We start from the raw sequence: 16,603 nt of genomic DNA on the forward strand, positions 1-16,603 counted from the left end.
GAGAAAGAAAAAAAGAGACCTTCCTAATCCCTATAAAGGAGGGACTTGATTGAAATAAAGGATTACAATTTTAAAAAACTGGTTGTCCCGCCAGTTCTCCCCCTTGGGGGAGATAGAGGGGGCTTTAATTATGGCACGATTTACAAGAATAGAAGTAGCATTAAAAATGAAGGAAACCGGAATGATTCCGGTGTTTTACAATGCGGATGCAGAAGTTTGCAAAAGAGTGGTCAAGGCCTGTTACGATGGCGGAGTTCGTTTGTTTGAATTTACCAATCGCGGCGATTTTGCCACACTCATTTTTGCGGAACTGAACAAATGGGCTCAACAACAGTGTCCTGAAATGATAATGGGTGTAGGCTCGGTGATTGACGAAGGAACTGCTGCAATGTACATCGCCCTTGGCGCCAACTTTATAGTTTCGCCACTTGTTGACGAAGCCACTGCCCGGGTTTGCAACAAGCGAAAAATTGCCTGGAGTCCCGGTTGCGGGACAGTGACCGAAATTGGTCGTGCGCACGAACTTGGTGCCGAAGTTGTAAAAATATTTCCTGGTTTTGAAGTGGGAGGTCCCGGTTTTGTGAAAGCAGTAAAAGGTCCTATGCCGTGGACAAGTATAATGCCCACCGGCGGAGTTTCTCCAACCGAAGAAAACCTGAAGGCATGGTTCGAAGCCGGGGTAACCTGCGTGGGAATGGGATCAAAATTGTTCCCAAAAGAAGTTTTAGCCAATGAAAATTATTCCTACATTACGCAAAAATGCGAAGAAGCATTGAAAATTATAGGCAAGTATAAAAAATAATCAACTGTATTAGAATGAAATACAAAAAAATGAAACAATTTTTCGGAAGTATTTTGCTTTTGGCAACTGTTTCCTGCATTGGTCCTTCAGACGAAACGGAGCTAAAACTGGCACACGGTCTTCCTACCGATCATCCTGTGCATGAAGCCATGGTTTTTATGGCCCAAAGAGCCAGCGAGTTATCTGACGGGAAACTAACCATTGATATTTATCCGGCAGAGCAACTCGGTTCGGAGCAACAATGTGTGGAACTTTTACAAATTGGCAGTCTGGCCATTACCAAAGTATCTGCTGCTGTAATGGAGAGTTTTGTGGAAGATTATAAAGTTTTCGGCCTTCCCTATATTTTCAGGTCAAAAGAACACGCTTTCAAGGTTTTCGACGGGGAAATCGGTCAGGATTTATTGCTCAGTACGGCGGATAAAAGATTGCGTGGACTTTGTTATTATGATGCCGGTTCGCGAAGTTTTTACACCATTGCCAAACCCATTGAACATCCTGATGATTTGGCCGGAATGAAAATCAGGGTAATGAACAGTGTCACGGCTGTTGGAATGGTCAGAGCACTGGGAGGATCGGCCACTCCGATTTCCTGGGGGGAACTTTATACCGCTTTGCAAAGTGGGGTGGTTGATGGTGCCGAAAATAATCCGCCAAGCCTTTACACTTCTCGGCATTATGAAGTTTGTAAATATTATTCTCTGGACGAGCATACCACAATTCCCGATGTGCTGGTAATCAGTCAGGTTGTTTGGGATAAACTTTCTGAACAGGAAAAAGAATGGATTCAGCAGGCTGCCGACGAGTCGGCTGTATTGCAGCGTAAATTATGGGCAGAATCGGAGGAAGAATCGATGGAAGAAGTTCAAAAAGCAGGTGTTCAAATCAACCGGCCCGACAAAGAGCCTTTCATTAAAAAAGTACAACCTTTTTTGGAGACATATAGAGATAATGAAATTATCTATTCATATATTAAAAGAATTCAGGCAGTTGAATAAAATTTTTAACCATGACTATACGAAAAACTATTGACAAAATTTTAGAATGGTTCCTCGTTTTTTTAATGAGTGTGCTGGTAATTGATGTATTGTGGCAGGTATTCAGTCGTTACGTTTTAAATGATCCCAGCAGTTATACCGATGAACTGGCCGGGTATCTGCTCATTTGGGTGGGAATGTTTGGCGCAGCATACGTTGCCGGTAAACGCGAACACCTCGCCATCGATTTGTTAGTGCAACGCAGTTCCCCGGAACGTAAATTCAAACTCGAATTGATAATCAGCGTAATAATCGTCATTTTTGCCATCACGGTTCTGATAATAGGAGGCGCTTCTCTGGTATATACCCGGTTTCTTCTATCAGTAAAATCTTCAGCCCTGGGCATACCGCTTGGCATTGTTTACCTCGTAATGCCAGTAAGCGGCGTTCTTATCGCTTATTTCGATATAGACAATATTTTTAAAATGATTAAATCTAACCGGAAAAACTAACAGCTATGGAATTTCTCGAAGTATTTGTACTCGTTTTTAGTTTTGTCATTTTGTTGATAATAGGTGTTCCTATTGCATTTAGCATTGGCATTTCAGGTATTTTAACCATGCTGGTTAGTATTGATATGATACCGGCACTAACCACTTTTTCGCAGCGAATGGGAACTGGTCTTAACAGTTTTGCGCTTTTGGCTATCCCTTTCTTTATTTTGGCTGGAAATATTATGAATAGTGGAGGAATTGCCATCAGGCTCATTGATTTTGCACGAGTTTTAGTTGGCGGAATCCCTGGTGGAGTGGCCATGGTTAATGTGTTGGCTAATATGTTGTTTGGCGCCATTTCGGGTTCGGCTGCAGCATCGGCTTCTGCCATCGGAAGTATTATGCAGCCTGAAATGAAAAAAGAAGGATATCCTGAGAATTTCAGTGCGGCGGTGAATATCACTTCCGCAACAACCGGTTTGTCCATTCCACCCAGTAACATTCTCATTGTTTATTCGCTGGCAAGTGGCGGAGTTTCCATTACTGCACTTTTCCTGGCCGGCTACTTGCCCGGAATCCTCACCGGTTTGGGAATAATCATCACCGCTGTTACCATGCTCATATACAAGAAAAAAGGAACAAAGGCTGCAGTTAAAGCACTTGGTGTAGTTTCTTTAATTGCAATTGGACTTGTGCTTATTTATCAGGGAATTTCGTTTTCACGAGCCAACCTTTCACCACTTGCAAACCGCATTTTCCTTTATGTTATTCTTGCTGGTTTAGCTGTCTGGGGATTCATCAGAACAAAAAACAATAAGAAAAAAGCGCTGGAAGGAACGAAAAAATTCCTGGATGCCATTCCCAGCCTAATGATGCTGGTGATTGTGATTGGCGGGATTGTTGCCGGTTATTTTACCGCCACCGAAGCTTCGGCCATTGCTGTTCTTTATTCGTTAATTTTAGCTTTTATATATGGCGAAGTAAGCTTCAGTCATCTTCCTGATATTATTCTTCGCTCTGTAAAAACAACAGGTATTGTAATGTTGCTGGTGGCAACCTGTTTGGGTTTGTCGTGGATTATGGCATACGAAAACATTCCGCAGAATGTGAGTGCCGGTTTATTAGCGCTTACCAGCAATCCGTTTATGATTTTGCTTATAATTAACTTGCTTCTTCTGTTTGTCGGCATTTTTATGGACATGACTCCTGCAGTTTTAATTTTTACACCCATTTTTCTTCCTATTGTCACAGCAATGGGAGTGGACCCGATTCATTTCGGAATTATTATGGTTTTAAACCTGAGTGTTGGGCTTTGCACACCGCCGGTTGGTTCGGTGTTGTTTATTGGCTGTAGTGTGGCCGGGCTGAGTATCGACAAGGTAGTAAAACCACTGCTGCCCATGTTCATTGCCATGGTGATTGTATTGTTGCTGGTTACTTATTTCCCGCAAATAAGCTTGTGGCTGCCAGGTAAACTTGGATTTTAATCGAATAAACAAATTAATACTGAAAAACCGGAATCGTTCTTTTGATGTTTCCGGTTTTTTGCTGAAAAATAATTTTTTGTTTTTGATTGAAATAAAACCTTATTTTGTATGACAGGTTGAAGGGCAGAATAAAATGGAGTTCAAGTTAATGCAGTTATTTAGAAGCGCATGGATTAAAAAACTAATCCTCGTATTCTTTTGTATTTCCATTGTATTTGGAGATGCAAAAGCTTTTTCTTCAGAACTCACTTTCGACATTTTTACCCAGGAAGACGGACTTCCAAACAATCAGATTCAGTGCATTTACCAGGATACCAGGGGTTGGATATGGATTGGCACCAGCCAGGGTCTGAGCCGGTTTGACGGTTATTCGTTTGTGAATTTTTTGCCAAATACTGATGACAGCACCAGTTTAAAAGGTAACCTGGTGAGGGTTATTAAAGAAGACAGGAAGGGAAACCTGCTTATAGGAACAGAAAATGGCGGACTTAATGTTTTTAACCGGGAACTCGAACGCTTTTCACATCCCCTTAAAAATTCTGGTGACTTAAAATTTAGGGATATTTCGGTTAATGATATTGTTGAAGATGGCAATGGAAACTTTTACATTGGCACCAATATTAACATTCTTCTTTTTGACTCTCTCGGAAGAATTTCCCCACTAATACCGGATATGCCGCAAGCGCAAAGTTTTGAAGGAAGTTTTGTGAGAAACCTCGAGTTCGATCAAAACGGGATTCTTTGGATTGGGACTAACAACGGATTATTTACCTTCAACCCCGAAACAAATCTTATTGAACCATTTCAACTTCCTTTTCAACCGAACCAAAACAAACAAATCTGGGAAATTTTTTTGGATGATGATGGCGCCATTTGGGTGGGAACATATACTGCCGGCCTGTTTATTATATCGCCTGAAGACCATTCGCTCACACAAGTTTTACTCACACCCGATGTGAACAGAAACGAAACGGTGCGTTCAGTATCGAAAGGAGTATTTGGCGAATTTTGGATTGGTACCCGCGGTGGTCTTTATTCTTATTCGAAAAGCCGGGGCGTTACTGGCTTTTACAGGCACGATGAACGTGATCCGCGCAGCATATCCAATAATTCAATCTTGTCTGTTTTTGACGATGCACGTGGTGAAACATGGATTGGAACTCGTGGAGGTTTGAACTTGCTGGCCAAAAGCAAACAGGTTTTTCACCATTTTAGCGCTTTGCCCGGCGATAACAATTACCTGAACAGCAATATTATATATGCGTTTTGGATTGATGATGACGGAAAAATATGGATTGGCACTGAAGATGGCGGGGTGAATATTTTTGATCCGGAAACTGGAAAATATGAATATCTGACCGCCGATGAAAATAATCTCAATTCCATTTCCCAGAACTGCATAAAGGCATTTCTGGACGACGGACACGGAAACCTTTGGATTGGAACCTATTTGGGTGGAATTGATGTTATCAACCTGAAAACCAGAAAAATAAGTCATTTCAAGCATGAACCGGGAAAGCCGGGTTCGCTTTCGGATAACCGCGTTTGGGATTTTTGCCTCGATAAATACAACGATATTTGGGTAGCCACCTCAAAAGGAGTGGACAGATACAACCGGCAAACCAACTCGTTTGAACACTTTTCACTGCTTAATGGAGAAAATCAGGTTTCGTGGATTGAGCCCGATTCCAACGGAAATTTGTGGATGGGTGGCCTCGATGAAGTCATTGTTTTTAATCAGGAAGAAAATGTTGTGACCCGCTTCCCCGAGCACTCACATACCATGTTTGAAGATTCCGGAAATCGCATTTGGATTGCAACATTCGACAAGGGAATTGCACTTTATTCCCCCGATGATGGTCCAATTAAGTATTATGGCGAAAAAGACGGTTTGGCCAACAATCATACATTGTCCATTCTTGAAGACCAAAATAACCAACTGTGGATTAGTACCAACAACGGTCTTTCCATGTTTAACACCGAAAAGGAATATTTTCGGAATTTTAGCAGCCAGGATGGATTAAGCAACAACCAGTTTTGTTACCGGGCCGGATACAAAACCCAGTCGGGGCAAATGCTTTTTGGCTCCATTTCAGGTTTTAACCTGTTTAATCCTGAAGAAATTATATTGGAAGAAACCAATGTGCCACTGGTGTTTACCGATTTTAAAATTTTCAATAAATCGGTTGCTATTGGTGAAGGCAAAAAACCGGTGTTGCAGAAAAGCATTTCTGAAACCGAACATTTGGTGCTAAACTACGACCAAAACATGTTTACAATTGAATTTGCCGCCCTGAATTTTGTGAACAGCGATAAAAACATGTATTTGTATATGCTGGAAGGTTTTAACCGTAATTGGAATGAACCCGGAACAAACCGCTCGGCCACTTTTACCAACCTCAATCCGGGAAATTATTTACTTCGGATAAAACGTGTGGTACCCGGATTTGCCGATACCGGAAATGAACTCCAGTTGAAAATTACCATAATGCCTCCTTTTTGGAAAACCACCTGGTTTTTATCCCTGCTTTTTATTTTTATCATTTTTATGATTTATTCTTTACTCAAATTTTTCGTGAATCGTGAAAAAATTAAAAACCAGTTGGTTATGGAGCGTGTAAATGCTCGAAAGCTGCATGAACTCGACATGATGAAACTGAAGTTTTTCACCAATATTTCGCATGAAATTCGTACGCCTTTAACCCTGATTATAGGTCCGCTTGAAAAAATTCTGAACCAGGATTTGCCCAAGTCTGAAATTAAAGAAAACCTGAAGCTGGTAAATCGCAACGCAAAAAACCTTGAAAAATTAATCAGTCAGTTGCTCGATTTCAGAAAACTGGAAGCTGGTAACTTAAAGCTTGATTTGGTGGAAGGCGACATTGTTGAATTTACCCGGAACATCGTAAATTCGTTTAACGACTTAGCTCTTGAAAAACAAGTGAAACTGCGTTTTAACACCTTAAAAAAACAGCTTTTCACTTCATTCGATCCTGATAAAATTGAAAAAGTACTGAACAACCTGCTTTCCAACGCTTTTAAATTTACTGAACCAGGTGGAAGTGTTTCTGTCAATCTTTCTTTGATTTTCGATACCGAAGATGATGATTTTTCAGCCTCAGAAAAAGAAAAACAGTTTGTGGAAATTGTGGTAAAAGATACCGGAAGGGGAATTCCATCGGAAAATTTGAAAAAAATATTCCATCGGTTTTTTCAGTCTGATGATGAAGCAAAAGACTCAGGAACAGGAATCGGTCTGTCATTGGTAAAAGAATTGGTTTCCATTCATAAGGGGAATATTTTTGTGGCAAGCAAACCTGGCAAAGGAACAAAATTCACCATCCGGATTCCCTATATTCAGGCGTTTATAAAAACCGTTGCAGAGGATAAAAATGAACCTGTTAATACCGAAAAACCAGCCAGCCTGTTAAATAATGCACCCATTCAGCCTGCTGAGAATTTACATTCAAAAATTATGTTGGTGGTAGAAGACAACGCCGATGTAAGACAATTCATTGCAAGCCATTTTAATTCCACATTTCAAATTATTGAAGCCCGGAATGGGGAAGAGGGTTGGGAAAAAGCGCTGGAGCATATTCCCAATATCATCATCAGCGATGTAATTATGCCGAATATGAATGGTTATGAATTGTGCGAACGTGTAAAAAATGACGAGCGAACATCGCATATTCCTGTTTTACTGCTCACAGCGCTCCATTCAAAAGAACATGAAATAAAGGGTATTACAACCGGTGCCGACGATTACATCACTAAACCATTCGATTTGTCGGTCCTTCAGGCAAAGGTTGAAAATGTTTTATCCATCCGTGAATCGCTGAAAGAAAAATTCAGCAGAAATGTGGTGCTGGAACCAACTAACGTTGAAATTACTTCTCCCGACGAGCGGTTTCTGCAAAAAGCTATCCAGGTGGTTGAAGAAAATATTTCAGATTGCGATTTGGATATTGAAACTTTTTCGGAAAAAGTGGGTGTGAGCCGCATGCAGCTATACCGGAAACTCCATGCCTTAACGGATATGACTGTGAAAGAATTTATAAGGCACATCAGGTTGAAAAGGGCAACCCAAATGCTGGTTCAGAATAAAATGAATATTTCTGAAGTTGCATACGAGGTAGGATTTAAAGACCTGTCGCATTTCAGAAAGTGTTTTAAACGCGAATACGGAATGAGTGCTACAGAATATATTGCAAATTCGAAAAGCAAAGAAGCTGACATAAAAATTTGAAAATCAAATTGATGTTTTGCTCCCTAAGCTGTTGAAGGAACATTTATCCCGTTGTTTGGGAAATATTTCCCCCTGTTGGGAAACCACACAACATGTTCCGGGAAAAATACCAACGCTTTTTAAACCCTAAAAAACTAAATTGCACAATCATTAAAACCTTTGAATTTGATGGATAAAATTCAGAAAAATCTTAAAAGAACAAATCGTACTATCATTGCCATTGTAATCGTTTTAATCGCAGCGCTCATCTTGCTTTTAAATCTGATTTTGTAACAAAGAACAAATTAAAAATAGTAAATGAATATTATCGAACCTAATTTAAAAGTATGGTAAATATGAAAAGTAATAACAGAAAGAATCCGCTGAAAAAACTTCGCAGGATTACTTTTCTGGTTTTTGCGCAGTTATTTTTTGTGTGTACTGCTTTTGCACAGCAGCAAACAGTAACCGGAAAAATAACTGAAGCTTCAACCGGCGAGGTTTTACCAGGGGTAAACATTGTGATTAAAGGTACAACCACGGGTACTGTATCTGATGTGGATGGCAACTACCGGCTAACGGTGAATAATGCACAGACCGATGTTCTGGTATTCCGTTTTATTGGATTTGAAGAACAGGAAATTCCGGTTAACGGACGGTCAGCCATCAATGTGGAACTGGAAACAACTTCAATTGGAATTGAAGAAGTGGTGGCCGTTGGTTACGGAACCGTAAAAAAACGTGATTTAACCGGTTCTGTGTCTTCGGTTTCTGGAGATAACCTTCAGGATATTCCGGTGTCGTCAACAGCCCAGGCTCTTACCGGGCGATTGGCAGGTGTGCAAATTACCACAACCGAGGGTTCGCCCGATGCCGAAATTAAAATTCGTGTGCGAGGGGGAGGTTCAATTACCCAGGACAACTCACCATTATATATTGTAGATGGTTTTCCGGTGAGCAGCATTAGCGACATTGCACCAACCGATATTGCCTCCATTGATGTGTTGAAAGACGCATCTTCAACCGCCATTTACGGAGCACGTGGCGCTAACGGGGTAATTATTATTACAACCAAAGATGGTGTTGAAGGCGAAGTGACCGCGAATTACAATATGTATTACGGAGTGAAACAAATTGCCAATCAACTGGATGTTCTGGATCCTTATGAATATGTATTGTGGCAATATGAACTTGCCGGAGAAAGCGGAAACACCGCCCGAAATTTTCAACGGTATTATGGCGTTTTTGGCGATTTGGAATTGTATAAAGCACAAAAAGGATCCAACTGGCAGGAGGAAATTTTTGGGCGGGAAGCCATTACGCAATACCATAATGCAAGTGTTACCGGCGGTTCAAAAACCACAAAATACAACCTGAGCCTGACACGTACCGACGACGAAGGAATCATGCTTCATTCAGGGTATGTTCGGAACAACATCAATTTCAAACTGAACAGTAAAATTTCCGAGCGCATTACGCTTGATTTTAACACGCGTTTTGCTGATACCAATGTTACCGGTGCCGGTACTTCAACCGAAGGCTCGTCAAGTAACAGCCGTTTGAAACATGCGATTAAATATTCGCCTGTGCGCGGTTTGCAGGATTTTTTGGATGCAGTTGATTTCGACACCGATATGGAAGCAGCCAGTCAGTTGTATAATCCGGTGGATGTGGTGAACGATGATTACCGCAGTTCCGACCGCAAAAATATGACATTCAATGCCGGCGTGAGTTATGAAATAATTAACGGTCTGGTTTTGAAAAGCGACTGGGGGGTGGAATTTGAGACCCGCCGTGACGATCGCTTTTACGGCCCTTCCACGTCACAATCGAAAAATAACAGTGGCGGAACTCCAATGGTGAATATTGAAACCCGCGAGGGTCTGACCCAACGGGTGGCCAATACCATTTCTTATTCCAAAAACGATTTCATTCCTGGGCACAGCCTGAATGTTATGCTCGGGCAGGAAATTTATTCGTTCAAAACAAAAAGAGTGGAAATGGAATCACGCTTTTTTCCAAGCGATGTGGACCAGAATGCCGCATTAGCTATGCTGAATCTGGGAACACCTCAACCCACCATTTCGTTTATTTCGCCCGAAAACCGGCTTTCTTCGTTTTTTGGTCGTGTAAACTATAATTTGCAGGAACGTTTTTTGGCAACGGTTACTATGCGTGCCGATGGTTCGAGTAAATTTGCTGCCGGAAACCGCTGGGGATATTTTCCTTCGGTAGCTTTGGCATGGAGACTTTCGGAAGAAAACTTTTTGCAGAATATTGACAACCTCTCGAATCTTAAACTGAGAGCCAGTTACGGAACTGCCGGAAACAACCGCATTGGCGACGATATGTGGAAAATGCTTTACACAACTTCTGATGGCAACAAACCTTATTATATTGATGAAAATTTGCAAAATCAACTGGTTCCGGGAAATACCATCGCAAATCCCGAATTACGCTGGGAAACCACTTATACCCGAAATCTCGGACTCGATTTCGGCTTTTTCAACTCAAGGTTAAACGGTACCATCGATGCATATTTGAATACAACCGAAGACCTGTTAATTCGTGCGAATATACCCAGCAATACCGGGTACGATTTCCAGATGCAAAACATTGGGAAAACCTCGAACAGGGGAATTGAACTGGCGCTTGACGGCTACCTGGTTCAAACCCGCAATTTTTCGCTCAGTGCATCGTTCAACATTGCATTTAACGTGAATAAAGTAGAGGAACTTGGTGACGTAAAAATGAGCTTGCAAAGTTCAGGCTGGTATGGAAGTTCATCAGGTCCCACCGGCGATTATTTGCTACGCGAAGGCGATCCGGTTGGCCAGATGTGGGGTTACGAAAGCGATGGAATGTACAGGTACGATGATTTTACTTATGATGAAGAATCGGAAACCTACACATTGAAACCAGGTGTGCCCGATAACAGTAACTTGATAGGAGCACGTTTTTTTGGACCGGGAACGTTGAAATTCAAAAAACTTTCAGGCGAGGGTTCAGTAATTAACCCGGATGAAGACCGCACAATTATTGGAAATGCCAACCCAAAACATACTGGTGGTTTTAATCTGACTGCAACTTATAAAGGTCTCGATTTTTCAGCCTTTTTAAACTGGGTTTACGGAAACGATATTTACAATGCCAACAAACTGGAATTCACTTCATTTCCAGATACAAGGCTTTACGGAAACTTGTTGGAAATGATGAATTGGGATGATCGTTTTTCCATTGTAAACCGCGAAACCGGCGAATTCGTTTACAATCCACAGGAACTGGCCGCATTGAATCAGAATGTGGAAATCTGGCATCCTATGATGAGCCGCGTGGTTTTGCACTCATGGGCAGTTGAGGATGGTTCTTTTTTACGACTCAATAACTTAACGCTTGGTTACACGCTTCCCGAAGCATTAACTTCGAGGGCATTTATTGAAAGACTGAGGTTTTATGTTACAGGCTACAACTTATTTGTACTTACAAACTACACCGGATACGATCCGGAAGTAGATACGCGCCGTTCAACTCCGCTAACGCCGGGTGTTGACTATTCGGCTTATCCAAGAAGCCGTTCAATTATTGCCGGTATTAATGTAACGTTCTAAAAAACAATGATTATGAAAACGAAATTAATTTATATACTTACACTGGTTTTCAGTTTAACGTTGTTTACCAACTGCAGCGATGAGTTTCTGGAAACCGAAACACAGTCGAGCTACACCACCGATGTGGTATTTTCCAATCCGGCTTTTACGTTGAATGCACTTTATGGAATTTATTCGCTGATGACACTGGATGAAATGTACTCGCAAAAAATTCCCTACTATGCTTCATTGAATTCTGATATTGAGGTGGTTGCATTTGGTTCAGGGGATTATGGCGACAATGGCCGCCGCGGAATTGGAAACTACCTGGCAACACCGGGAAACAACGAACTTGCACGCCCATGGAACGCACTTTACCGTGCCATTGAACGTGCAAACATACTGATAGCCGAAGTTCCGAACAGCCCGGTAATGAGTGGCGATGACGAGGAAGCCATAGCAAAAATGTGGAGCTACTATGGCGAAGCGTTAACCTTGCGGGCCCAGTTCTATTTCGATTTGGTTCGCATTTGGGGCGATGTTCCGTTTAAAACTGACCCCACCCAACCCGACGGTTCCAACTTCTTTTTGGGAAAAACCGACAGGGATGAAATTCTGGAAGCCATGATTGAAGATTTACAGGAAGCCGAACAGTACGTTCCCTGGATAAACCAGCACGAAGCCGGCACACCGGAACGGGTTTCCAAGGGTTTTGTTAAAGGATTGATGGCACGGATTGCATTGTATCGCGGAGGCCATTCTTTAAGGGCTGAATCGAATTCAATTGAACGTGGATCGGATTATGAAACTTATTATCAAATTGCCCGGGATCAGTGCAAGGAAATTATGGACCGGGGCATACACCAACTAAATCCTTCGTATAAAGATGTATTTATGCGGCAAAATCAGTTGCAACCCGACCGTCAGTTTTATGAAAGCTTGTTTGAAGTGGGGCACGGGATGGCAAGAAGTGGTGAGGCAGGTTACTATATGGGAATTCGTTTTGATACCAATCCGGTTTACGGACGTGGAACCCAGGGCGGTGCTTTAACGCTTCCACACTATTTGTATGCGTTTGATGAGGCTGACAGCCGTCGTAATCTTGCTGTGGCATTTTATAAATACAACGATAAAGGCAGACAGGAAATTTATACCGATCCATCGCAGTATCGTATTGCAAAATGGTCGGTTAAATGGATGACAGACGCTTACATTGCTGCCAACCGGAATGCAGGAAACAAACTGCTCACAGGCGTAAACTGGACATTAATGCGCTTTTCTGACGTATTGCTCATGTTTGCCGAAGCAGAAAACGAACTGAACGGACCAACAGCATTAGCCAAAGATGCTTTGAAAGAAGTTCGGAGCAGAGCTTTCCCAACTGAAGAACAAGCTGAAAAAGTGGAAAACTATGTCAATAATATGGGAAGCAAGGAAGCATTTTTCGAGGCAATTGTGGATGAACGGGCCCTTGAACTGGGTGGTGAAAGCATCAGAAAATTCGATTTGGTAAGATGGAACTTGCTTTACGAAAAAATTACTGAAGCCCGTGAGTTGAACTGGAAAATCGTATATGGCGAAGCGCCTTACGATAATCTTCCGAACTACCTCTATTACAAATACCGCGAGGATGATCCGGAAGACCTTGATTACGCCTCGCTGAATCTCGATGAAGACCTGGGTGATTTAAATATCCCCGGATTCGACAGGGTGGATTGGCTACCCGGTTTGACTGACAGCGATAAGCAGGAATTTATCGACTGGCTCAATTTAATGTCATCGGGACTGGACAACAATCCTGAGCGGCATCTGCTGCCCATTGCACAACCGGTTATTGACGATGCAAACGGTGCATTTACCAACGACTATGGATTTTAAACAATAAAAGCGAAAACCATGATTTATAAGAAATTAAAATATTTGTTATTAATAGCAGCCGGGGTGCTTATGTTATTGCCTTCCTGCAAAGAAGATGAAGAAGTTTTTGAGAGGGTGCGCCTGTTCCGTCCGGTGGAATTGACAACCAATTTCGATGGTACAACTGTTGAACTGACCTGGCTGCCCATAAAGGGAGCAACAGAATATGTTCTCGATCTCAGTATGGATAGCCTTCAGTTCCAAAATATTGTTCAATCGTTTACAGGAATTTCAGAATCCAAAATTGTAATTCCTGAACTGGCAGGTGGAACCCGCTATTCCGTTAGAGTAAAAGCGCTGGCCGATGAAGAACAATACAACTCTCAGTTTGCTGAACTGACCTTTGTTACGCCTACTGAAAATATTCTGTACCAAATTGGAAGTGACCAGATTGGTCCAACCGATGTAGTTATTTCGTGGGATCCAACCAAAACGGTTTCACATATTGTGATTACTCCTGAAGATGGATCTCCAATTCAGTTTGAATTATCCGAAGCGGAAAAAGCTGCCGGGGAAAAACTGTGCGAAGGGCTCGAAGGGGAAACCAATTACGTTGCTGCAATTTACAATGGTGACATTCAGCGCGGTGCTATTCCGTTTAAAACGTTAATTGATATTAGCGATGCCATTGTGGTTTATCCTGAAGACGATTTAAGAGCTTTACTTGAAACCGAAGGCGGAGGTGTTTTTGTGTTGATGCCAGGTGATTTTGCCGTAAGTTCGGGTGCTGTTACAGTCACCAAATCAACAACGTTAAAAGCATTTAATGCTGCTGACAAACCCATCGTTCACCTGCTGATTGACATCGACGGTCCGGGTTCCTATATCTTCCAGGATATAGAATTCTCTGGATTTACTGTTGATACTGAGGGCAATTTAAGTGAAGAAGAACTGGAAAGTTATGTGCTTAGGGTGAACGGAAATACCGATGCCGATGAAATTGTGTTGAAAAACTGTGTGGTTAAAAACTACGGTCGCTCGCTCATCCGAGGTACAAGTGGAGGTGCAGTAACCAATATCACCATTGACGGCTGTTATGTTGAAAATGTAACTTCAGGGAATAACGAATTCCTCGATTTCAGAAGTTGTGCGGTAAATGATATTTCTATCACAAATTCAACTTTTACAAAATCGAGCAATACTCGTCACTTCCTGCGCTGCGATGGCATAGTTGGCCTCGAAAATCAGGTAATCAACATCGAAAACTGCACGTTCTACAAAGTGGCAACTCCTGCAAACAGATTGCTGTATATCAGAACTTTAGGCAATCAGGTTACGCTGAAAAATAATGTATTCTCTGAAATGGCCGAAGCTGAATTCAGAGCCGACGATCCGGCAACCGGTTATCCGGTAATTGACTACAACTATTTCCACAATTCGGTGAATTTGTCGGCATACGAATTTAACGGGCCGAACAATATTACTGACGATACACAAAGTCCGTTTGCGGGTGACCCGGAAGCAGGTGACTTTAGCGTTGATTTTAATTCGCCTATACGAAACTCAGGAGAGGGAGGAAGTCCAATGGGAGATTCTCGTTGGATTGACTGATAGGTTGGTTTTCCGGAGACGCCTCACTTTTGAAGTGTCTCCGGTATTATTTTTTAACTTTAAAAGTTTTTTTGGGAGAATTCCCTGAGTTTAATAACTGTTGTATGATAAAAAGAATTTTTGTGCTGATGTTTGCCGCGATCTTAATTGCCGGCTTTTGGGGGTGTGAAAAAGATGATCCGATTCCCGGCCCGGGTGATCCAAACGGTCAGAATCCTGATGATGACGACGACGATGATGATGGACCGGTTATCAATCCTGACAGTGTTCCGTCTTTTCCCGGCGCTCAAGGGGGTGGAATGTTCACTAAAGGCGGACGTGGAGGCGATGTTTATGTGGTAACTTCGCTCGAAGATAATACTACTGAAGGAACACTCCGCTGGGCAATTGACAAGGAAGGGCCGCGCACCATTGTTTTCGCCGTTACCGGGACAATTTACCTCAATTCAGAATTAAGAATAAATAACGACGACATTACCATTGCCGGACAATCGGCTCCGGGCGGTGGAATTACTTTGGCAAATTATTCTGTTCGGATTGCAGCCGATAATGTTATCATCCGGTTTTTGCGTTTCCGGATGGGCGACGTAAAAGCGTATGAAGGCGATGCCATTTGGGGACGCCGGCAAAAAAACATCATACTCGACCATTGCAGCATGAGCTGGTGTACCGATGAATGTGCATCATTCTACGATAATGAAAATTTTACCATGCAGTGGTGTGTGATTGCCGAAAGTCTCAACGAATCGGTTCACGGAAAAGGGGAACACGGTTACGGTGGATTGTGGGGCGGTTACAATGCAACATTTCATCACAACCTGCTGGCTCACCATAAAAGCCGGAACCCGCGTTTTTACGGTATTCGCGATGGTGTTGAGCGTGAAATGGCAGAAATGGGCAACAACGTAATTTACAACTGGGGAAGCAATTCTTCTTATGGCGGTGAAGGCGGTCAGTATAACATTGTAAACAACTATTACAAAGCCGGCCCGGCAACAAAAAGTAACAAAGACCGCATTTTTGAAGCGTATTACGAAGGCTCTTACGGAAAATTCTTTTTGGACGGAAATTTTGTTTTTGGGTTTGAAGATGTGACCAGCGACAACTGGCTTGGATTCGATTTAAAAAGCGGAGGCAATCTGGAACCTTTAAAAGCTACTTCGCGTTTCGATATAACCCAGGTGGAATACACTTCGCCTGAAGATGCTTTTGCGGATGTACTGGAACATGCAGGAGCCAGTTTATGGCGCGATGCAGTGGATACGCGTATTTTGGAGGAAGTTTCAACAGGAACCGCTACCTACGGCGGAAGTTACGGCGAAAGTCTGGGTATTATCGACACGCAGGCGGCTGTTGCTGGCTGGCCCGAACTGGAATCGGGAACTGCACCGGCAGATTCTGACAACGACGGTATGCCCAATGCATGGGAAACCGAAAAAGGATTAAATCCGAATGATGCATCAGACGCTGTTAAACATACATTGGATCAGGCTTACACCAATCTTGAAGTTTATCTGAACAGTCTGGTCAGCAGTAAAATTGATTTTGGAAAAGAAGAATAAC

Annotated in this window: 9 protein-coding genes; all 9 read left to right on the forward strand. The window is 42.3% G+C overall.

The window, feature by feature from the left end:
- Window positions 1-130 precede the first annotated feature (130 nt).
- The 9 genes from ACESMA_RS02655 to ACESMA_RS02695 all read left to right on the forward strand — a co-directional run bounded on the left by ACESMA_RS02655 (window position 131) and on the right by ACESMA_RS02695 (window position 16,602).
- Window positions 131-802, forward strand: a complete 672-nt coding sequence (locus ACESMA_RS02655; protein WP_372947211.1) for a bifunctional 4-hydroxy-2-oxoglutarate aldolase/2-dehydro-3-deoxy-phosphogluconate aldolase — start codon at window positions 131-133, stop codon at window positions 800-802.
- 29 nt (window positions 803-831) lie between these two features.
- The gene (locus tag ACESMA_RS02660; protein WP_372947212.1) at window positions 832-1,800 is read left to right on the forward strand and encodes a TRAP transporter substrate-binding protein; all 969 of its coding nucleotides are present in this window, start codon (window positions 832-834) and stop codon (window positions 1,798-1,800) included.
- Window positions 1,801-1,811: 11 nt separating this feature from the next.
- Window positions 1,812-2,291, forward strand: a complete 480-nt coding sequence (locus ACESMA_RS02665; RefSeq protein ID WP_372947213.1) for a TRAP transporter small permease — start codon at window positions 1,812-1,814, stop codon at window positions 2,289-2,291.
- Between the two features lie 5 nt (window positions 2,292-2,296).
- Window positions 2,297-3,760 (forward strand): TRAP transporter large permease, encoded by a 1,464-nt coding sequence (locus tag ACESMA_RS02670; RefSeq protein WP_372947214.1) that lies wholly within the window; start codon window positions 2,297-2,299, stop codon window positions 3,758-3,760.
- A gap of 148 nt (window positions 3,761-3,908) precedes the next feature.
- Window positions 3,909-8,006, forward strand: a complete 4,098-nt coding sequence (locus ACESMA_RS02675) for a two-component regulator propeller domain-containing protein (RefSeq protein ID WP_372947215.1) — start codon at window positions 3,909-3,911, stop codon at window positions 8,004-8,006.
- 335 nt (window positions 8,007-8,341) lie between these two features.
- Window positions 8,342-11,593: a SusC/RagA family TonB-linked outer membrane protein gene (locus ACESMA_RS02680; RefSeq protein WP_372947216.1), complete on the forward strand. Its 3,252-nt coding sequence runs from the start codon at window positions 8,342-8,344 to the stop codon at window positions 11,591-11,593.
- Window positions 11,594-11,605: 12 nt separating this feature from the next.
- Window positions 11,606-13,450 (forward strand): RagB/SusD family nutrient uptake outer membrane protein, encoded by a 1,845-nt coding sequence (locus ACESMA_RS02685; RefSeq protein WP_372947217.1) that lies wholly within the window; start codon window positions 11,606-11,608, stop codon window positions 13,448-13,450.
- 18 nt (window positions 13,451-13,468) lie between these two features.
- Window positions 13,469-15,040: a DUF5123 domain-containing protein gene (locus ACESMA_RS02690; RefSeq protein ID WP_372947218.1), complete on the forward strand. Its 1,572-nt coding sequence runs from the start codon at window positions 13,469-13,471 to the stop codon at window positions 15,038-15,040.
- 104 nt (window positions 15,041-15,144) lie between these two features.
- Entirely contained in the window at window positions 15,145-16,602 is a 1,458-nt protein-coding gene (locus tag ACESMA_RS02695) for a polysaccharide lyase family 1 protein (RefSeq protein WP_372947219.1), read from the forward strand.
- The last annotated feature ends 1 nt before the right edge of the window (window position 16,603 follow it).

Origin of the sequence: Mariniphaga sp. (assembly GCF_041687215.1) — a bacterium.
GTDB lineage: Bacteria > Bacteroidota > Bacteroidia > Bacteroidales > Prolixibacteraceae > Mariniphaga.